This window comes from Paraburkholderia bryophila, from assembly GCF_003269035.1.
Lineage (GTDB): Bacteria > Pseudomonadota > Gammaproteobacteria > Burkholderiales > Burkholderiaceae > Paraburkholderia > Paraburkholderia bryophila.
The window spans coordinates 128,424-147,233 of the sequence record NZ_QLTK01000014.1 but is presented as its reverse complement, the minus strand read 5'-3'; the positions used below and the strand labels follow the sequence as shown (position 1 = coordinate 147,233).

Here is an 18,810-nt window from a genome sequence, read left to right as displayed (position 1 = left end):
GTCGACGTCGGCGCGCTAAAAATCCCCTTGCGCACGTCGCTCAATGTGTGCAACATGCATATATGCATGTTGCACACATTGAGGTGTCCCCATGACGCAGCGCACAGAAAACCTGCTCGGCGTGCTCGCCTTGCTGGTCACGGACGAAATGAACGCGCCGCCCGACGCGGCGGCGCTCGCTGGCCCCACCGCGCGCGCCATGCTCAATGCGATCGGCCAATATCCGGACTCATCGATTGAAATACTGCGCGAGGCGGTCGACCTGTCGCATCCCGCCGCCGTGCGCGCAGTCGCAGGTCTGGTCGACGCAGGTCTCGTCGAGAAAAACGCGGGGGCCGACAAACGCGCCGTCGCGCTTTCTTTGACCGCCGACGGCAAACGCGAAGTCAAACGCTTGCGCACGGCGCGCGACAGGATGCTGCAGCGCGTGGTCGGGCGACTCGACGACAGCGAGCGCGAGGTGCTGGAAAGCCTGCTGATCAAGATTCTCTACAGCGAAACCCGCGACCCCGCTCACGCCATGCAGTTGTGCCGCCTGTGCGACGACGGTCCATGCCTGAAGGCCGGTTGCCCGGTCGAATGTCGCGAACAGGGGCTGCCGATGCCCGAACGGGGCGGTGCATGACTGCCGCCGCGCCGCCGGTACGCTGGCCGGCCATCGCCGCGCTGACCGCCGTGTCGGCGCTGGCGCAGATCGGCCAGTTCGGCATCGGCTTCATGGTGCTGCCCGTCTGGCTCTCGCGCAGCGTGGCCTGGACGCGCCGCGCGCCGGTCTGTTCTCGGCCGCGCAATGGGCCGGCATGCTGGCCGGTTTGTGGATAGCGCCGTGGCTCACCGCGCGCATCGGCGCGAAGCGCACCGTGTCGCTCGGGCTCGCCGCCACGATTGTTGCGTTCGCCACCATCGGCGAATTAGGGTGGCCGCTGTGGCTCGTGCCCGGTCTGCTGACCGGACTCGGCATCGGCCTGCGCTGGATCGCCAACGAAACCTGGCTCTATCGGCTCGTGCCGCCGGCATCGAGCGGACGGGTGGTCGGCGTGCATGAGGCGCTGATCGCCACGGCCGGTATCGTCGGTCCGGCATTGGCGGCGTGGTGCGCGGTCGACGGACGCGTCATCTTCGCCGCCGGAGCGGCGTTCACGGCTGCCGCGGCGCTGCCGCTGTGGCTGACCGCATCGGACGATAAGCGGCCTGCTGGTGAGCCTGTGAAGCCCGCTCGCAGCGACCGGCGCGTGCCGGTCGGTCCGCTGGTCAGCCTCGGCATGGTGGTCGTCGCGGCCGGCGGCATCGGCGACGGCGCGCTATACGGCCTGTTCCCCCAGTTCGCCGACGCCCACGGCCTCAACGCCACGCAGACGGCAACGCTGCTGATGCTGTTCGGCACCGGCGGCGTGGTGCTGCAATTTCCGGTGGGATGGTTCGCGGATCGTGCGGGGCTCGCCGCCGCCGTGATCGTCTGCGGGGCGCTCGGCACGCTGGCTATCTGCGGGTTCGCGAGCGCCGCGCCGGCCTCGGCGTTGGCAGCCGCGAGCGCGGTACTGCTCGGCGGCATGAACAGTTCGTACATCACGCTGGGGATGGTCGCGGCAGCCTGCAGCGAAAAGGCCGCGTTGACGCGCAATATGCGGCTGGTGTCGCTCACCTTTACCGCGAGTTCGATCGTCGGCCCGCTCGCGGCGGGATTCGCGATGAAAGCGCGCGGCAGCGACATGCTGATGTGGCAACTCGCGCTGATGAGCGGCGCGCTGGCGGTCTATACGCTGGGTTTGCGCGAAGGCCGGCGCCAGCCCGGTCGATCTTCATCGATGGGCTGAGCCGGCCTCGCGTCTACGACGAAAAACGCCTACGCGACGCGTGCCGCGCCCACCTTGCGCTGACGCCACAGACACAGCAGATCGCACGCGATATGCGCGGCGGCGATCGCCGTGATCTCGCTCTGATCGTAAGCGGGTGCCACTTCCACGACGTCCGCGCCGACCAGGTTCAACGCGCCGAGAGCGCGCACGATAGCGAGCCCCTGCGCCGACGACAAACCGCCCGCCACCGGCGTACCCGTGCCCGGCGCGAACGCGGGGTCCAGACAGTCGATATCGAAGGTCAGATACGCCGGACGTTCGCCGACGATCGCCGTGATCCGCTCCACCGCCGCGCGCGTGCCGTGCTCGTGAACCCACGCGGCGTCGAGCAGATTGATGCCCATGAAATCGTCGTTCCACGTGCGAATGCCGACCTGCACCGAGGTCTTCGGATCGATCAGGCCGTCCTTCACCGCCTTGTAGAACATCGAGCCGTGATTCAGGCTGTCGGGACTGTCGTCGGCCCACGTATCGCAGTGCGCGTCGAAATGAATCAGCGAAAGCGGCTTGCCGTACTTCTCCGCATGCGCGATCAGCAGCGGATACGTGATGTAGTGATCGCCGCCCAGCGTCAACATCTTCGCGTCGGAACGCAAAATGGTGCGTGCATGCTCGACGATCGATTCCTTGATCGTCAGCGGATTGTGCGCGTCGAACCAGCAATCGCCGTAGTCGGTCACGGCGAGATCGTCGAACGGATTGAAGCCCCACGGATACGGATGCAGCTCCGACAACTGCACGCTGGCCGCACGCACTGCAGCGGGACCGAGCCGCGCGCCCGAACGGAACGTGGTGGCCAGATCGAGCGGCACGCCGGAAACGACCACATCGACACCGTCGAGTTCGCGAGTGTACTTGCGGCGCATGAACGACAACACACCCGCATAAGTATTTTCGATCGACGAGCCATAAAGCGACGAACGGCGGATTGCACCGTCGCCATAGACGAGTTCAGTCATGGATGACCTGACACCTGATAAACATACCGGCGCCGCGCGCGAAGCTTCCCGTTGTGCGCGCAACGACCGGCTTCGGATTCATTGGGAACGCGGTGCTGTGCGCGTCACGCACAGCACCGCGGTGGCTTGCGAATCCTTTAGCGCAGCCGCACCAGCGTGGACTTCAGCTCGGTGTACTTCTCCAACGCGTGCAACGACTTGTCGCGGCCGTTGCCCGATTGCTTATAACCGCCGAACGGGAAATTCATGTCGCCGCCTTCGTCGTAGCAATTGACCCACACGGTGCCCGCGCGCAGTTTGCGCGACACTTCATGCGCGGTCGTGAGATTCGACGTCCAGAGCGCAGCGGCCAGACCGTACTCGCTGTCGTTGGCGATCTCGATGGCTTCTTCGACCGTGTCGAACGTAATCACCGACAACACCGGCCCGAAGATTTCCTCGCGCGCCACCTTCGCGCCCGTGGCCGGAATCTCGAAGATGGTCGGCTCGATATAAAAGCCGCCGGTTTCTTCCTTCACGCGCGCGCCGCCCAGCAGCAGCTTCGCTTCCGCGCGGCCCGCTTCGATATAGCCGAGCACGCGTTCGAGCTGAACCTTGTCGACGATCGCGCCCATGGACGTTTTCGGATCGAGCGGATTGCCCGGCGTGTAACTGCGCGCCGCCGCGATCAGCTTGTCGAGGAATACCTCCTTGATATCGCGATGCACCAGCAGGCGCGAGCCCGCCGTACACATTTCGCCCATGTTGTAGAAGATCGCCCCGGCCGCCGCGTTTGCCGCGCGGTCCATGTCCGGACAATCCGGCATCACGATGTTCGGCGACTTGCCGCCGAGCTCGAGCCACACGCGCTTCAGATTCGACTGCCCGGCGTACTGCATGATCAGCTTGCCGACATTCGTCGAGCCGGTGAACGCGAGACAGTCCACGTCCTGATGCAAGGCGAGCAGTTTGCCCGGTTCGCCCGCGCCCGGCACGACGTTGAACACACCGGCGGGAATGCCGGCGTCGAGCGCGAGTTGCGCAAGACGGATTGCCGTGAGCGGCGACTTCTCCGACGGTTTGAGCACCACGCTATTGCCTGCCGCCAGCGCCGGGCCGAATTTCCACGACGCCATCAGGATCGGGAAATTCCACGGCACGACCGCCGCCACCACGCCGATCGCTTCGCGCGTGACCAGTCCGACCAGATGATGATCGGCCGGCGCGACTTCACCGCCTACCTTGTCGATCGCTTCGGCGAACCACTCGACGCAATACGCGGCGCCCGGCACGTCGACCGAGGTGGTGTCGGCGATCGGCTTGCCGGCGTCGAGCGTTTCGAGCAGCGCCAGTTCGTCCATGTGTTCGCGGATCGAGGCGGCCCAGCGCAGCAGGATCGCCTTGCGCTTGCGCGGGTTCAAACCGGACCACACGCCCGAGTCGAACGCCCGGCGCGCGGCGGCGACGGCCGCGTCGACATCCGCTGCACCGCTGTCGGCGACTTTCGCGAGCAGCTTGCCGTCGATCGGGCTCAGGCAGTCGAAGGTGCGCCCGCCTGCGGCGTCACGGTATTCGCCGTCGATAAACGCGCGGCCTTCGATTGAAAGCGTAGCGGCTTTGTCTTGCCAGAAAGCGAGAGATTGCTTGTCCATCAGGATGCCTCATTGTTATGCGCACGACGCAGACCGGCATCGATTTCATGCGGCGTTGAACTGCAGCGTGGCGCGTTGGCGCGGAGTCTTCAGAACGTGGGCGGCGAATTGGCCGACACGACCTCGCAGAGATGCTCCGCGCTGGGATTGCGAAAACGGTGCGGCAAACGGCTTTCGAAGTAATAGCTGTCGCCGGGGTCGAGCAGCCACGTGACGCCGTCTACCGTCAGTTCGAGTTGCCCGCGGACCACCACGCCGCCCTCGTGCCCGGCATGCTCCAGCATTTCCGGACCGGTGTCCGACAGCGGTTGATAGACCTCGCGCAGAATGCCCATGTTGCGGTCTTTGATACTCGAGCCCGCCAGATAGAACTCGATCGATTCATTGCCGAGGTTCGGCATGTCCGCGCGGCGCGATACGACCGATCGTTCTACTTCGACCTCGAAGGTGAAGAACTCGGCGAGACTCATGGGTATGCATTCGAGCAATTTCTTCAGCGAGCCGACCGAGGGACTCACGCGGTTCTGCTCGATCAGCGAGATCGTGCCGTTGGTCACCCCCGCCCGTTTCGCGAGTTCACGCTGGGACAAGCCGTTCTTCTTGCGGATGTACTGCAGACGGGTTGCTACTTCTATGGACATCGCTAGGTTCTCTGACATGGAGGACGATCGGGGCGCGTGGACTCGGGCAACGTGTGCCCGCGAGTGTTGAATATTCTAATCACTTTAATCGTTGCGCCGCTGGGGAAAACCCTGAAAGGATTCCGAAATATGATTTACGCAACGAATGTTCCCACCGGCTGGGATTCTAGCCAGGCCCTCGGGAAAGCCCTGATAAATCTTTTATAAAAATGATTTGACGGCATTATTGGCTCGTATATGCTGGTTCACAGGCGATCTTCATACCAACGTCATGGAACCCGAAAAGGTGTTTTGCGGCGCAGCGAACCCGGTTCGCACCGGTAAGAGAGGATCATCCCAGCGTCCTGTTTCTTTAAACGCCTTGTGCGGTTTTCGAGCAGGCCGTTCAATACTTTCAACGTCGCCAGTCGAGTGTAATCGTGAGAGTCCGAGGCCCTTTGGTGAGATGGAATCGAAGTCAGGCGAGTTGTCCTCGCACTGACGGCGCCATCGCCGACGGCAGCAACGGCAGCCTTGCGTTCCGCCGCTTCCTGTCCGTCTTCACGATCCTGTCCCGCCGTTCCGTTCGACGTCACAACTCTATCTCCGCGCGCGCCTTCATTGCCGTTCGCACGGACGAAGTCGCGTCGCTGCTGCCGTAGCGCCTCCCTCCTTTTCGTCGTTCGATTCATCCGTTTGCGTGAGCGCGCTCTTTGGAGCCCTGCGTTCCCGCGTGTGCGGTGCCGTCTGCCGCCCATGCGCTTCACGCGACTCCGAGTGCTGGTGCACCGCAGCGGACTGAATCGAACGACCCGCCCTAAGACCACGCGCGGCGCGTTTTCGCAAACGCCCACCGCCTGCACCACCCCGGTGGCTTGACGCTCTGCGTCCGGCTGCGGAATCGTGCCGCGCTGTGTTTAACGTTGTTCGTGCCGCGTCCTGCGGGGAACACACACGTCTATCTGTTATGCGAAACAAACCCCTGGTCGGTATTAGCGCCGACAGAACGATGATGGGAGTCCACCCATCGCATGTAGTCGGCGAAAAGTACGTCGCCGCGATCGTGGACGGCTCGCAGGCGCTGGCCATGCTGCTGCCGGCGCTCGGCGAACGTCAGTCCACCGCCGAGGTACTGGCGACGGTCGACGGCCTATTCTTTACCGGCAGCTATTCGAATGTCGAGCCGCACCGCTACGGCGGCGAGCCCAGCGCGCCGGGCACGCTGCACGACGCCGCACGCGATGCGACGACGCTGCCGCTGCTGCGCGCGGCGATCGCCGCCGGGGTGCCGGTCCTTGCCGTGTGCCGGGGCTTCCAGGAAATGAACGTGGTGTTCGGCGGGACGTTGCATCAAAGCGTTCACGCGGTGGCCGGCTTGAACGACCATCGCGAGAACAAGGAAGACGACCTCGACGTGCAATACGCACCGTCGCATTCGATCACGCTGACGCAGGGCGGCTTGTTGCAGCGCCTCGCTGGCGGCACGAATGAAGCGCGTGTGAATTCATTGCACGGTCAGGGCGTCGAGCGGTTAGGCGCCGGCCTCACGGCCGAAGCCGTCGCGCCGGACGGCTTGATCGAAGCGGTGAGCGTAAGCGGTGCGCGTGCTTTCGCGCTGGGTGTGCAGTGGCACCCAGAATGGAAGCATGCGAACGACACGTTATCCACCGCGATCTTTCGCGCGTTCGGCGACGCCTGCCGCGATCGAATGCGCACCAAGGCCGGCTATGGCGCGGCATCCGCCGCCGCCACGCATGCCTGAGCCGGTCGCGCACCAAAACAGAGAGATAAAAATGCATGAAATCGACGATTTTCTGAAGAAGAACCGCGTCACCGAAATCGAAGCGATCATTCCGGATATGGCCGGAATCGCACGCGGCAAGATCATTCCGCGCAGCAAGTTCGAGTCCGGCGAGTCCATGCGCTTGCCGCAGGCGGTGATGATCCAGACCGTCACGGGCGACTATCCGGAAGACGGCACGCTCACCGGCGTCACCGATCCGGACATGGTCTGCGTTCCCGACGCCAGCACCATCCGCATGATTCCGTGGGCCATCGATCCGACCGCCCAGGTGATTCACGATTGCGTTCACTTCGACGGCACGCCCGTCGCGATCTCGCCGCGCCGCGTGTTGCGCCGCGTGCTGGAACTCTACAAGGCCAAGGGCTGGAAGCCGGTCATCGCGCCGGAGCTGGAGTTCTATCTGGTCGACATGAACAAAGACCCGGATCTGCCGCTGCAACCGCCGATTGGCCGTACCGGCCGTCCGGAGACCGGACGTCAGGCGTATTCGATCGAAGCGGTCAACGAATTCGATCCGCTGTTCGAAGACATCTACGAATACTGCGAGGTGCAGGAACTGGAAGTCGACACGCTGATTCACGAAGTCGGCGCCGCGCAGATGGAAATCAACTTCATGCATGGCGATCCGCTGAAGCTGGCCGACAGCGTGTTCCTGTTCAAGCGGACGGTGCGTGAAGCCGCGCTGCGTCACAAGATGTACGCGACCTTCATGGCCAAGCCGATGGAAGGCGAACCCGGCTCGGCCATGCACATGCATCAAAGCCTGGTCGACGAAGAAACCGGCCACAACCTGTTCACGGGTGCGGACGGCAAGCCGACCTCGCTGTTCACCGGCTATATCGCCGGTTTGCAGAAGTACACGCCGGCGCTGATGCCGATCTTCGCACCGTACATCAACTCGTATCGCCGTCTGTCGCGTTTCATGGCCGCGCCGATCAACGTGGCGTGGGGCTACGACAACCGGACGGTGGGCTTCCGGATTCCGCATTCGGGGCCGGCCGCACGCCGCATCGAAAACCGCATTCCGGGCGTGGACTGCAATCCGTATCTGGCGATCGCCGCAACGCTCGCCGCGGGTTATCTCGGCATGACGCAGAACCTCGAAGCCACCGAACCGCTGCTCAGCGACGGTTACGAATTGCCGTACCAGTTGCCGCGCAATCTCGAAGAGGGCCTGACGTTGATGGGCGCCTGCGAGCCGATCGCCGAAGTACTCGGCGAGAAGTTCGTGAAGGCTTACCTCGCCCTGAAGGAAACCGAATACGAAGCGTTCTTCCGCGTGATCAGTTCGTGGGAACGCCGGCATTTGCTGCTGCATGTCTAAGGCAAACGCAAGAAAACTGGAGGCAGTATGAGCTACAGAACAGAAGAAGTCGCGTACGTACAACCGGCCGTGCCGAGCGCCGCCGCCGCGCAGGCCGCGCAACAACGCAGCACCGCCGAATACCGCGCGCTCGACGCCGCGCATCACATTCATCCGTTCTCGGATATGGGCGCGCTGAACCGCGCCGGCAGCCGCGTGATCGTCAAGGCCGAAGGCGTCTACCTGTGGGATTCGGACGGCAACAAGGTGATCGACGGGATGGCCGGCTTGTGGTGCGTGAACGTGGGGTATGGCCGCAAGGAACTGGCCGACGCCGCGTATAAGCAGATGCAGGAACTGCCGTTCTACAACACTTTCTTCAAGACCACGCACCCGCCGGTGATCGAACTGTCGGCGTTGCTCGCCGAACTCGCGCCTGCGCCGTTCAACCACTTCTTCTACTGCAACAGCGGCTCGGAAGGCAACGACACCGTGCTGCGCATCGTCCACCACTACTGGGCGGCGCAAGGCAAGCAGTCGAAGAAGGTCGTGATCTCGCGCAGAAACGGCTATCACGGTTCGACGATCGCGGGCGGTACGCTCGGCGGCATGGGTTACATGCACGAGCAGATGCCTTCGAAGGTCGAGAACATCGTGCATATCGACCAGCCGTATTTCTTCGGCGAAGCGCAAGGCAATCTGACGCCGGAAGAATTCGCTCTGGCCCGCGCGCAACAACTGGAAGCGAAGATTCTCGAAATCGGCGCCGACAACGTCGCCGCGTTTATCGGTGAGCCTTTCCAGGGGGCGGGCGGCGTAATTTTCCCGGCCGCCACGTACTGGCCGGAAATTCAGCGGATCTGCCGCAAGTACGACATTCTGCTGGTCGCCGACGAAGTGATCGGCGGGTTCGGCCGCACCGGCGAATGGTTCGCGCATCAGCACTTCGGTTTCGAGCCGGACCTGATCACGCTGGCGAAGGGTCTGACGAGCGGCTATGTGCCGATGGGCGCGGTCGGTCTGCATGATCGCGTCGCCAAGGTCATTATCGAAAGCGGCGACTTCAACCACGGCCTCACCTATTCCGGGCACCCGGTTGCCGCCGCCGTCGCCGTCGCCAATCTCAAGCTGCTGCGCGACGAGAAAATCGTGGAGCGAGTCAAGACCGACACGGGTCCGTACTTCCAGAAGAAGCTGCGCGACACCTTCGCCAATCACCCGATCATCGGTGAAATCTCCGGCGCGGGCCTGGTGGCCGGTCTGCAACTCGCGCAAGACCCGCAAGCGCGCAAGCGCTTCGCAAACGGCGGCGACGTTGGCACGATCTGCCGCGACTTCTGTTTCAACGGCAACCTGATCATGCGTGCCACCGGCGACCGCATGCTCCTGTCGCCGCCGCTGGTGATCAACAAGCTGGAAATCGACGAGATCGTCACGAAGGCCAAAAAAGCCATCGATGCGACCGCACAACAACTCGGTATTTCGTAACGGCAGTCCGTTCCGGCATGCGCACCCACATCTCACGCTCATGCCGGTTCTTCACATCAAGGGAAAAAACCATGAGCGTTAGTCATCTTCGTCATGCGGTCGCGGGGGCCGCGCTGCTCGCCTTCGCGGGTTTTACGGCGCTGTCGGTTACGCCGGCCCTTGCGGCCGACACGGAACTGAATGTGTATAACTGGTCGGATTACATCGCGAAGGACACGATTCCGAACTTCGAGAAGCAGGACGGCATCAAGGTCAAGTACGACAACTACGATAGCGACGACACACTGCAGGCCAAGCTGCTCGCGGGCAGCTCGGGTTACGACATCGTGGTGCCCACGTCGAACTACATGGCCAAGCAGATTCAGGCCGGCGTGTATCAGAAGCTCGACAAATCGAAACTGCCGAACCTCGCGAATCTCGACCCCGTGCTGATGAAGATGATCTCCGACGCCGATCCGGGCAACCAGTACGGTGTACCCTGGGCCTACGGCACCGACGGTATCGGCTACAACGTGCAAGCCGTGCAGAAGGCGCTCGGCGCGAATGCGCCGGTGGATAGCTGGGCTCTCGTGTTCGATCCGGCCAACCTCTCGAAGCTGAAAGGCTGCGGCGTGTCGTTCCTCGATCAGGCTGTCGACGTATTCGCCGCCACGCTGCAATACATGCATAAGGACCCGAACAGCACGAACCCCGCCGACTATCAGGCTGCATTCGAAGTGCTGAAGAAAGTCCGCCCTTATATCACCCAATTCAACTCGTCGGGCTACATCAACGACCTCGCCAATAACGACGTGTGCGTGGCAGTGGGCTGGTCCGGCGACGTCGGCATCGCGAGCCGCCGCACCGAGGAAGCGAAACGTTCGTACCAGATCAAGTTCTCGAACGTGAAGGAAGGCGGCCTGCTGTGGTTCGACGTGATGGTGATCCCGAAAGACGCGCCGCACGCCGAAGCCGCCCTCAAGTGGATCAATTACATTGAAGATCCGAAGGTCAACGCGGCGATCACCAACGAAGTGTTCTACCCGACCGCGAACAAGGCCGCGCGCCAGTTCGTCACGCCGGCAGTCGTCCAGGACAAGACGGTTTATCCGGGCGACGACGTACTCAGCAAAATGACGCTGATGAAACCCATGCCGACCGATATTCTGCGCCTTGAAAACCGTCTTTGGGCGCAGCTTAAAACCGGTCATTGATTAAACCCGCCCGATAAAAACTCGATCCGCGCTCAGGGATCGCTCGAACCCTGAGCGCATGAATGGCAGTAACGGCAGTCAGCCTGCGCGCTATCGCGTCCCAGCCGCGCGCAGTCCCATGTATTCCGATCGCAGCGTACGTTGCGAGGCGCCTGGCGCGCCTCGTAGGGAGACACTTGCGCTCGCGATCCGCAAGGAATGGTTACATCATGAACTCGACGACTTTAAAAAGCGCAGCCGGCGCCACCCAGATGGCCCGCCCCGCAGTAGCGACAAAATCGAAACCGGATGAGTTCGTCCGCATCGAAAACGTCGTGAAGAAATTCGGCGACAGCACCGCTGTCGACAATGTCAATCTGAGCATCGCCAAGAACGAACTGTTCGCGCTGCTCGGCAGCTCAGGCTGCGGCAAGTCCACTCTCCTGCGCATGCTCGCGGGGCTCGAGACGGTCACGTCCGGGCGCATTTTCGTCGACGGCGAAGATCTCGCCGCGATGCCGCCGTACAAGCGGCCGGTCAACATGATGTTCCAGTCGTATGCACTGTTCCCGCACATGAGCGTGGAGGCGAACATCGCCTTCGGCCTGAAGCAGGAAGGCACACCGAAGAACGAGATCAAGGAACGCGTCGCCGACGCGCTGAATCTCGTGCAGATGAGCAAGTACGCCCAGCGCAAGCCGCACCAGTTGTCAGGCGGCCAGCAGCAGCGTGTGGCGCTCGCCCGTTCGCTGGTCAAGCGCCCCAAGCTGCTGCTGCTCGACGAGCCGATGTCGGCGCTCGATAAAAAGATCCGTCAGAAGACCCAGCTCGAACTGGTCAACATCATCGAAAAGGTCGACGTGACCTGCGTGATGGTCACGCACGATCAGGAAGAAGCGATGACCATGGCCGGCCGCCTCGCGGTGATGAGCGAAGGCCGCATCGTGCAGATCGGCTCGCCGAGCCAGGTGTACGAGTTTCCGAATAGCCGCTTTTCGGCCGAGTTCATCGGCTCGACGAATCTGTTCGAAGGGACGGTCGTGGCGGACGAGCCGGACCACATCTTCGTGGAGAGCGAAGAGCTCGAATCGCGCATTTACGTGAGCCACGGCATTACCGGTCCGCTCGGCATGCCGGTGGGCATCTCGGTGCGCCCCGAGCGCGTGAAGGTGTCGCTCGACAAACCGTCGACACCGCACAACTGGGCGCGCGGCGTGGTCTCGGATGTGGCCTACATGGGCAGCTATTCGCTGTATCACGTACGCCTGCCGAGCGGCAAGACCGTGGTGTCGAATCTCTCCAGCTCGCACCTGATGAGCGAAGGGGCACCGTCCTATAACGACGACGTGTTCGTCTACTGGTCGCCGGCTAGCGGCGTGGTGCTGACGCAATGAGCCATCCCACCTCCTCCCCCGCGGCGCTCGGCGCGCCGTCCGGCAGCCGCCTGTTCGGCTCGCTGAAAAGACGCCTCGCGATGTTCGTGCCGTCGGGCCGCACCACCGTGATCGGCGTGCCGTTCCTGTGGCTCACGCTGTTCTTCGCGTTGCCGTTCGTGCTGGTACTGAAGATCAGTTTCGCCGATCTGCGCCTGGGCATTCCGCCCTACACGGATCTGATGACGATCAAAGACGGCATCGTGCACTTCGCGATCCAGCTGGGGCACTACGCGTTCCTGCTGCAGGACGATCTGTATGTCGCCACCTATATCAGCTCGCTCAAGATGGCCGCTGTCTCGACCTTCTTCTGCCTGCTGATCGGCTACCCGATCGCGTATTACATCGCCCGCTCGGAACCGGCCAAACGCAACCTGCTGATGATGGGCGTGATGCTGCCGTTCTGGACGTCGTTCCTGATTCGCGTCTATGCATGGATCGGCATCCTGAAGGACGACGGCCTGCTCAATCACACGCTGATGTCGATCGGCATGATTCATTCGCCGTTGCGCCTCTACCACACGGATATCGGCGTCTATATCGGCATGGTTTATTCCTACCTGCCGTTCATGGTGATGCCGTTGTACGCGCATCTGGTGAAGATGGATCTGACGCTGCTCGAAGCGGCCTACGACCTGGGCTGCAAACCGTGGACCGCCTTCACGCGTATCACGTTGCCGCTGTCGAAGAACGGCATTATCGCCGGCAGTCTGCTGGTGTTCATTCCGGCGGTCGGCGAGTACGTGATTCCGGAACTGCTCGGCGGCGCCGACACGCTGATGATCGGCCGTGTGATGTGGGATGAATTCTTCAACGATATGGACTGGCCGATGGCATCCGCCGTCACCGTCGCGATGGTGTTGCTGCTGCTCGTGCCGATGGCCGTGTTCCAGTACTACCAGGTCAAGGAACTGGAGGACGCGAAATGATCAAGCCTAATAGAACGCTCTCCAATAGCGTGCTGACGTTCGGGTTTCTGTTTCTGTATATCCCGATCATCAGCCTGGTGGTGTACTCGTTCAACGAGTCGAAACTCGTCACCGTCTGGTCCGGCTTCTCGCTCAAATGGTATGGCGCCCTGCTGCACGACGACGAACTGCTGAACGCCGCGTGGCTCTCGATGAAGATCGGTCTGCTCACCGCGTTCGCCTCGGTCGTGATCGGCACGTGGGCCGGCTTCGTGCTGGCGCGCTTCGGCCGGTTTCGCGGCTTTACGCTGTTCGCCGGCATGATCAACGCGCCGCTGGTGATTCCCGAGGTCATTCAGGGCATCTCGCTGCTGCTGCTGTTCGTCGCGCTCGAACAGATGCTCGGCTGGCCGAAGGGCCGTGGTCTGTTCACGATCTGGATCGGCCACGTGATGCTGTGCGTCTCTTACGTGGCGATCATCGTGCAGTCGCGGGTGAAGGAGCTCAACAAGTCGCTCGAGGAAGCCGCGCTCGATCTCGGCGCCACGCCGTTCAAGGTGTTCTTCCTGATCACGCTGCCGCTGATCTCGCAAGCCTTGATGTCCGGCTGGCTGCTGTCGTTCACGCTCTCGTTCGACGACCTCGTGCTGTCCGCGTTCCTCTCCGGTCCCGGCTCGACCACGCTGCCGCTGGTCGTGTTTTCGCGGGTGCGTCTGGGCCTGAATCCGGAGATGAATGCGCTCGCCACGATCTTCATCACCACGGTGACGATCGGCGTGATTGCCGTGAACCGCTGGATGCAGATCCGCGAGCGTAAGCGCAACCGCGACATGCAGCAGGCGTTTGCCCTTGCCGAAGCGGCCGACCCTTTGCCTTCCGCACCACAACAAGCCGCCGTACGTAAATCGCTCGATACGGCACGCGCATAAGAAGTCCTTTTGCAATACGACCAATAAGGAGAATTTGCATGAGAAAGAAGCTCATCTGTCTGTTGGTGGCGGGGAGTTTGCCTGGCATGGCCATGGCGGACGCCACCAGCGACCAGATCAAGGCGCTCCAGGCCCAACTCAACGCACTGCAAAAGGAAGTGAAGCAGTTGCGCTCGGAAGTGGCGACCAAACCGAAGGCCAACGCGGCGATCGTGGCCACGCCGGCCCCTGCCCCGGCAGTGGCCGAGGCGCCGGTCGATATCTCGTCGCCGGACTATGGCAAGGCGCGCGCCACGTTGACCAACGACCAGGTCGACACGATGAAACAGCAGATCGCCAACCAGCAACTGAAGGTCGATTCGCTGGTCGATGCCGCCAACACCGGACCGCTCGCGGGCCTGTCGGTCACCGGCTATATCGATCCGACCTACATCTATAACCGCGCGGCCAGCAGCTCGTCGTTCCTGTTCGCGAACCACGAAAGCAGCTACAACTACTTCAACAGTACCTTCGGCGATCTGTACCTCGACATCAAGAAGACCTTCGGTGTCGGGCCGATGGCGCCGTCGGCCGAAATCACGTTGATGCCGAACCGCGGCAACGGCATCACGCTGCTGCAGAACGAACACGGCAATATCGGCAACAACATCCTGAACACGGCGGTTGTGACGATTCCGATGACGGCCACCACGACTTTCGTGGCCGGTCTGATGCCGAGCTTCGGCGGCTATGAAGTGCAGCAATCGAATCAGATGCTGACGCTCACGCATAACCTGCTGTACGACTTCTCCGATCCGGGCAGCTATCTCGGCGTCGGTGTGAACTACACGGGCGACGGCAGCAGCTGGGCATGGAAGTTCATGCTCGGCAACGAGCAATACCGTACGTACGGCTCGGTGGTGCAGACCGGCACCAATGCGCTGGGCGATCCGATCACGAGCAGCAACAAGATTCCGACCTTCACGGCTCGTGTCGACTACACGTGGTCGAGCGCGCTGGATATCGGCGGTTCGTTCAATATCGGGCGTCAGACGCTCTCCGCCGCGACGCAGAACGTGAACGGCAACACCATTCCGGTGTATGGCGTGGGCGGTCAGGCGTCGAGCGCGTTCGGCACGTTCTTCTTCGGCGAAGCGGATCTGGCTTATACGCAGGCGGATGTGCAGTACAACGCCGAAGTCGACTACGGCCAGCAGCAGAATGCCGCGTTCAACGGCGGCCAGGCGCAGTGGTACGGCCTGTCGTTGCTGGCGCATCGCAAGTTCTCGCTGCCGGGCCTCGGACGCATGGGTGTGACCGCGCGTTATGACGTGCTGGTCGACAGCAAGAACGGTGGTGGCGGCGGTGGCGTCGCGTTGAATGCGAACGGTATGGACACGGCTGACGGCTTCGGTATTGGCGCGGACTGCCTGGCCAATTCGAAGGGTAACGGCGGCCTCGGTTTCGAGTGTAAGGGCGCCACCCATCAGGACGTCTCGCTCGATCTGTTGTTCTACCCGACCCAGCAGGTCACGGTGAAGGTGGAATACCGGCACGACTGGGCCAACAAACAGGTGTTCCTGAAGAACGACGGCTCGTACGGCAAGTCCAACGACCTGCTCGGCACGCAGCTGATTTACTCGTTCTAATCCGCACGGCCTGGGCGCGCGCCGCGCGCTCAGGCACTCTACCCGCACACTGCCTATGCTCCGCTTCTCGAAACAGCCTCACGTCGCTTCGTATTACGCCGCCACGGCCAACGACACCACGCGCCATCCCTCGCTCGACGACTCGATCACGGTCGACGTCTGCGTGATCGGCGCGGGCCTGACCGGCATTTCCACGGCGCTGAACCTCGCCGAACGCGGCCATACGGTCGCCGTGCTCGAAGCGTCGAAAGTCGGCTGGGCGGCGAGCGGGCGCAATGGCGGGCAGTTGATCGGCGGCTTTGCGTGCGATATCGACACGTTCGCGAAGTTCATGCCGGCCGACGACGTGAAGCGGGTCTGGGACATGGGCCTCGAAACGCTCGATATCGTCAAGGAGCGGATCGCGAAGCATCGGATCGATTGCGACCTGACGATCGGTTATCTGACCGCGGCGAACAAACCGCGCGATACGGATGCGCTGCAAAAATGGCGCGACGAAGCCCAACGCCGCTTCGGCTACGATCGTTTCAGCTATGTCGACGCCGACGGCATCGGCCAGTACGTGCAATCGCAACGTTATCTGGGCGGTCTGTACGATGCGGACAGCGGCCACCTGCATCCGTTGAACTACACGCTGGGTCTTGCACGCGCGGCGCGCGAGGCCGGCGTACGGATTTTCGAAGACAGTTGGGTCACCGCGCTGCGTGAAGAAAACGGCCGGCACGTGGCCGAAACCGCGCGCGGCAAGGTGCATGCGCAGTTCGTCGTGCTCGCCTGCAATACCTATCTCGGTCAGCTCGCGCCGGAGGTGGCAAGCAAGATCATGCCGGTCGGCACCTATGTGATCGCCACCGAACCCCTCGACGCCGACCGCGCCGAAGCACTGATGCCCGCGAAGGCCGCGGTCTGCGACAGCCGCTTCGTGCTCGACTACTTCCGGCCCGCGCCGGACAATCGCCTGCTGTGGGGCGGCAAAGTCAGCTATTCCACGTTCGCGCCGCGCAACCTTGGCGAAGCAATGCGCCGCGATATGCTGAAAACTTTCCCGCAACTCGACGACGTCAAAGTCGACTACGCGTGGGGCGGTTTCGTCGACATCACCATGAACCGCGCGCCGCATTTCGGCCGCCGGTCACCCACTATCTATTTTGCGCAAGGCTTCTCGGGCCACGGCGTGAATACCACCGGTCTCGCCGGTAAGCTGATCGCCGAGGCGATCGACGGTCAGGCGTCGCGCTTCGATCTGTTCGGCAAGATCCGCCACCGCGACTTCCCCGGCGGCGCTACACTGCGCACCCCTGCCCTCGTACTCGCGATGGCCTGGTATCGAATGAAGGACCTGCTTTGATGAATGCACCGACTCCCGGCTTCAACACACTCGACCAACGCGCCGACGCGCTGATCGCCAACTCCTACTACGAGGCCAGCGCCCCCCGTCCGGCTGCCGACGACCCCACGCTCGACGGCGTGCAGGAAGCCGACGTATGCGTGATCGGCGCGGGTTTCGCCGGTTTGTCGGTAGCACTCGAATGCCGCGCGCGTGGCCTTTCGGTGATCGTGCTCGACGCGCACCGGCCGGGCTGGGGCGCCTCGGGACGCAATGGCGGCCAGACGCTGGTGGGTTTCGCGAAAGACGAGGTCCTCGAAAAGCAGCTCGGACTCGAGGGCGCGCGCGCCGCGTGGGCCATGTCGGTGGAAGGCGTGGCGCTGGTGCGCGAACGTATTGAACGCTATGGCATCGAGTGCGATTTCACGGCCGGCTATTTAACGGTAGCGACCAGGCCGAAACGCGTACCCGATTTGCGTGCATGGATGGAATCGGCCTCGCAACGCTGGGGCTACACAAAACTGTCGTGGCTGGATACCGATGAAATCCGCTCGCGGGTTGCGTCGCGTCGCTATCTCGCCGGTGTTTACGATCCGTTTTCCGGCCATCTGCATCCGCTCAAATACTGCCTCGGTCTCGCCGATGCCGCGCGCCGCGAGGGCGCGCAACTGTTCGCGCATTCGCCGGTGATCGAGGTGGTGCGCGGCGCCCGGCCGGTCGTGCGAACCGCACGCGGCGAAGTGCGCTGCCGCTTCGTCGCCGCGTGCGGCAACGCGACGATCGGCGACGTGCTGCCCGCGCCGATCGCGGCGCGTATCGCCCCGATCGCGTCGTATATCGTCGCCACGGAACCGCTCGGCCAGGCGCGCGCGGATGCGCTGATCCAGCACCGCGAAGCGATCTGCGACAACAACTTCTTGCTCGATTATTTCCGCCTCTCGGCGGATCACCGCGTGTTGTTCGGCGGGCGCGCGAGTTCCACGGGTGCGTCGCCGGTGCAACTCGGCGCGGAGATTCGCGAGCGCATGGTCGGCGTGTTCCCGCAACTCGCCGACGTGAAAATCGACTATGCGTGGGGCGGTTTCGTCGACGTGACGCGCAATCGCGCGCCCGACTTCGGGTCGATCGATCCGAATTATTTCTACGTGCAGGGGTTTTCCGGGCACGGCGTGGCGTTGACGGGCATCGCCGGGCGCGTCGTCGCCAAGGCCATGGCCGGCGAGACGGCGGCGTTCGATCTGTTCGCCCGCTTGCGGCACGCGCGTTTTCCTGGCGGGCCCGCGTTACGCGGCCCCGCGCTCGAACTCGGCATGATGTATCACCGGATCCTCGAACTGTTCTAAGCGGTTTCGAAGTGCTCCAGGAATAATACGGCGGCCGTTGCAACGACGGCCCGCTGATCTCCGTAAAAGGCGCTTCTTGCGTCTGCGCCGCATCCCCAACCTCATCGACCCACAGGCGTGCTGTAAGTCCTCCATGCCGACGTGACTTGGCGTTTACCCTCAACACACACTTTATCGACTATTTATCGATAATCTATCGTGTTACATTGCCTCGCCGTCATAAGTGGTATTACCTGTCCGGGCTGACAGGTTTGATGTTCACCGCATTCGCGCTATTAATCCGTCTAACGGCCGGCGTCGCGATTACGCGGGTGTCGACCGTCACAGCGCGATCTGAAACGTCGTGGCCGACCGCTTTACTATTTTTTATCGTCACCGCCATACTGGCGTGTCCGTTCGTATGCCGCTC

17 protein-coding genes are annotated in these 18,810 nt (G+C 62.6%); 14 read left to right on the top strand and 3 right to left on the bottom strand.

Annotated features, from left to right (window positions below):
- The first annotated feature begins 91 nt into the window (after positions 1-91).
- The 3 genes from BX591_RS20750 to BX591_RS20745 are packed head-to-tail and all read left to right on the top strand — an operon-like array spanning position 92 to position 1,814.
- Complete coding sequence (locus BX591_RS20750) at positions 92-625, top strand: MarR family winged helix-turn-helix transcriptional regulator (RefSeq protein WP_111933185.1); 534 nt, start codon at positions 92-94, stop codon at positions 623-625.
- On the top strand, positions 622-822 hold the full coding sequence (locus BX591_RS36970) for a hypothetical protein (protein ID WP_244147062.1): 201 nt from the start codon (positions 622-624) through the stop codon (positions 820-822). The genes BX591_RS20750 and BX591_RS36970 overlap by 4 nt, the downstream gene beginning before the upstream one ends.
- Positions 801-1,814: an MFS transporter gene (locus BX591_RS20745; RefSeq protein WP_244147063.1), complete on the top strand. Its 1,014-nt coding sequence runs from the start codon at positions 801-803 to the stop codon at positions 1,812-1,814. The genes BX591_RS36970 and BX591_RS20745 overlap by 22 nt, the downstream gene beginning before the upstream one ends.
- Positions 1,815-1,843: 29 nt before the next feature.
- Here BX591_RS20745 and speB read toward each other — a convergent pair whose 3' ends face one another.
- The 3 genes from speB to BX591_RS20730 all read right to left on the bottom strand — a co-directional run bounded on the left by speB (position 1,844) and on the right by BX591_RS20730 (position 5,087).
- Positions 1,844-2,815: an agmatinase gene (gene speB, locus BX591_RS20740; protein WP_111933184.1), complete on the bottom strand. Its 972-nt coding sequence runs from the start codon at positions 2,813-2,815 to the stop codon at positions 1,844-1,846.
- A gap of 137 nt (positions 2,816-2,952) precedes the next feature.
- Positions 2,953-4,446 (bottom strand): aldehyde dehydrogenase, encoded by a 1,494-nt coding sequence (locus BX591_RS20735; RefSeq protein ID WP_111933183.1) that lies wholly within the window; start codon positions 4,444-4,446, stop codon positions 2,953-2,955.
- An 89-nt stretch (positions 4,447-4,535) separates the two neighbouring features.
- Positions 4,536-5,087 (bottom strand): cupin domain-containing protein, encoded by a 552-nt coding sequence (locus BX591_RS20730; protein WP_035558221.1) that lies wholly within the window; start codon positions 5,085-5,087, stop codon positions 4,536-4,538.
- Positions 5,088-5,506: 419 nt separating this feature from the next.
- Between BX591_RS20730 and BX591_RS37375 the strand changes: the two genes are divergently transcribed.
- The 11 genes from BX591_RS37375 to BX591_RS20675 all read left to right on the top strand — a co-directional run bounded on the left by BX591_RS37375 (position 5,507) and on the right by BX591_RS20675 (position 18,401).
- On the top strand, positions 5,507-5,728 hold the full coding sequence (locus BX591_RS37375; protein WP_418939842.1) for a hypothetical protein: 222 nt from the start codon (positions 5,507-5,509) through the stop codon (positions 5,726-5,728).
- Positions 5,729-6,033: 305 nt separating this feature from the next.
- Entirely contained in the window at positions 6,034-6,828 is a 795-nt protein-coding gene (locus tag BX591_RS20720; RefSeq protein WP_111933181.1) for a gamma-glutamyl-gamma-aminobutyrate hydrolase family protein, read from the top strand.
- Positions 6,829-6,859: 31 nt separating this feature from the next.
- Entirely contained in the window at positions 6,860-8,194 is a 1,335-nt protein-coding gene (locus tag BX591_RS20715; protein WP_111933209.1) for a glutamine synthetase family protein, read from the top strand.
- A gap of 27 nt (positions 8,195-8,221) precedes the next feature.
- Complete coding sequence (locus tag BX591_RS20710; RefSeq protein WP_111933180.1) at positions 8,222-9,661, top strand: aspartate aminotransferase family protein; 1,440 nt, start codon at positions 8,222-8,224, stop codon at positions 9,659-9,661.
- Between the two features lie 71 nt (positions 9,662-9,732).
- A complete protein-coding gene (locus tag BX591_RS20705) occupies positions 9,733-10,854 on the top strand; it encodes a polyamine ABC transporter substrate-binding protein (protein ID WP_111933179.1) in 1,122 nt (373 codons plus the stop codon).
- A gap of 209 nt (positions 10,855-11,063) precedes the next feature.
- On the top strand, positions 11,064-12,227 hold the full coding sequence (locus BX591_RS20700) for an ABC transporter ATP-binding protein (protein WP_111933178.1): 1,164 nt from the start codon (positions 11,064-11,066) through the stop codon (positions 12,225-12,227).
- Positions 12,224-13,195 (top strand): ABC transporter permease subunit, encoded by a 972-nt coding sequence (locus tag BX591_RS20695; RefSeq protein ID WP_111933177.1) that lies wholly within the window; start codon positions 12,224-12,226, stop codon positions 13,193-13,195. The genes BX591_RS20700 and BX591_RS20695 overlap by 4 nt, the downstream gene beginning before the upstream one ends.
- Positions 13,192-14,103 (top strand): ABC transporter permease subunit, encoded by a 912-nt coding sequence (locus BX591_RS20690; protein WP_111933176.1) that lies wholly within the window; start codon positions 13,192-13,194, stop codon positions 14,101-14,103. The genes BX591_RS20695 and BX591_RS20690 overlap by 4 nt, the downstream gene beginning before the upstream one ends.
- Before the next feature lie 38 nt (positions 14,104-14,141).
- Positions 14,142-15,731, top strand: coding sequence for a DUF3138 family protein (locus BX591_RS20685; protein ID WP_111933175.1), 1,590 nt, complete (start codon positions 14,142-14,144; stop codon positions 15,729-15,731).
- Positions 15,732-15,786: 55 nt separating this feature from the next.
- On the top strand, positions 15,787-17,079 hold the full coding sequence (locus tag BX591_RS20680; protein WP_111933174.1) for an NAD(P)/FAD-dependent oxidoreductase: 1,293 nt from the start codon (positions 15,787-15,789) through the stop codon (positions 17,077-17,079).
- The gene (locus BX591_RS20675) at positions 17,079-18,401 is read left to right on the top strand and encodes an NAD(P)/FAD-dependent oxidoreductase (RefSeq protein ID WP_111933173.1); all 1,323 of its coding nucleotides are present in this window, start codon (positions 17,079-17,081) and stop codon (positions 18,399-18,401) included. Before BX591_RS20680 ends, BX591_RS20675 begins: the two co-directional genes overlap by 1 nt.
- Positions 18,402-18,810 lie beyond the last annotated feature (409 nt).

Coding starts and splice junctions, on each gene's coding strand:
- BX591_RS20750 (WP_111933185.1), top strand. CDS start 92: ATGACGCAGCGCACAGAAAACCTGCTCGGCGTGCTCGCCTTGCTGGTC.
- BX591_RS36970 (WP_244147062.1), top strand. CDS start 622: ATGACTGCCGCCGCGCCGCCGGTACGCTGGCCGGCCATCGCCGCGCTG.
- BX591_RS20745 (WP_244147063.1), top strand. CDS start 801: ATGCTGGCCGGTTTGTGGATAGCGCCGTGGCTCACCGCGCGCATCGGC.
- speB (WP_111933184.1), bottom strand. CDS start 2,815: ATGACTGAACTCGTCTATGGCGACGGTGCAATCCGCCGTTCGTCGCTT.
- BX591_RS20735 (WP_111933183.1), bottom strand. CDS start 4,446: ATGGACAAGCAATCTCTCGCTTTCTGGCAAGACAAAGCCGCTACGCTT.
- BX591_RS20730 (WP_035558221.1), bottom strand. CDS start 5,087: ATGTCCATAGAAGTAGCAACCCGTCTGCAGTACATCCGCAAGAAGAAC.
- BX591_RS20720 (WP_111933181.1), top strand. CDS start 6,034: ATGCGAAACAAACCCCTGGTCGGTATTAGCGCCGACAGAACGATGATG.
- BX591_RS20715 (WP_111933209.1), top strand. CDS start 6,860: ATGCATGAAATCGACGATTTTCTGAAGAAGAACCGCGTCACCGAAATC.
- BX591_RS20710 (WP_111933180.1), top strand. CDS start 8,222: ATGAGCTACAGAACAGAAGAAGTCGCGTACGTACAACCGGCCGTGCCG.
- BX591_RS20705 (WP_111933179.1), top strand. CDS start 9,733: ATGAGCGTTAGTCATCTTCGTCATGCGGTCGCGGGGGCCGCGCTGCTC.
- BX591_RS20700 (WP_111933178.1), top strand. CDS start 11,064: ATGAACTCGACGACTTTAAAAAGCGCAGCCGGCGCCACCCAGATGGCC.
- BX591_RS20695 (WP_111933177.1), top strand. CDS start 12,224: ATGAGCCATCCCACCTCCTCCCCCGCGGCGCTCGGCGCGCCGTCCGGC.
- BX591_RS20690 (WP_111933176.1), top strand. CDS start 13,192: ATGATCAAGCCTAATAGAACGCTCTCCAATAGCGTGCTGACGTTCGGG.
- BX591_RS20685 (WP_111933175.1), top strand. CDS start 14,142: ATGAGAAAGAAGCTCATCTGTCTGTTGGTGGCGGGGAGTTTGCCTGGC.
- BX591_RS20680 (WP_111933174.1), top strand. CDS start 15,787: ATGCTCCGCTTCTCGAAACAGCCTCACGTCGCTTCGTATTACGCCGCC.
- BX591_RS20675 (WP_111933173.1), top strand. CDS start 17,079: ATGAATGCACCGACTCCCGGCTTCAACACACTCGACCAACGCGCCGAC.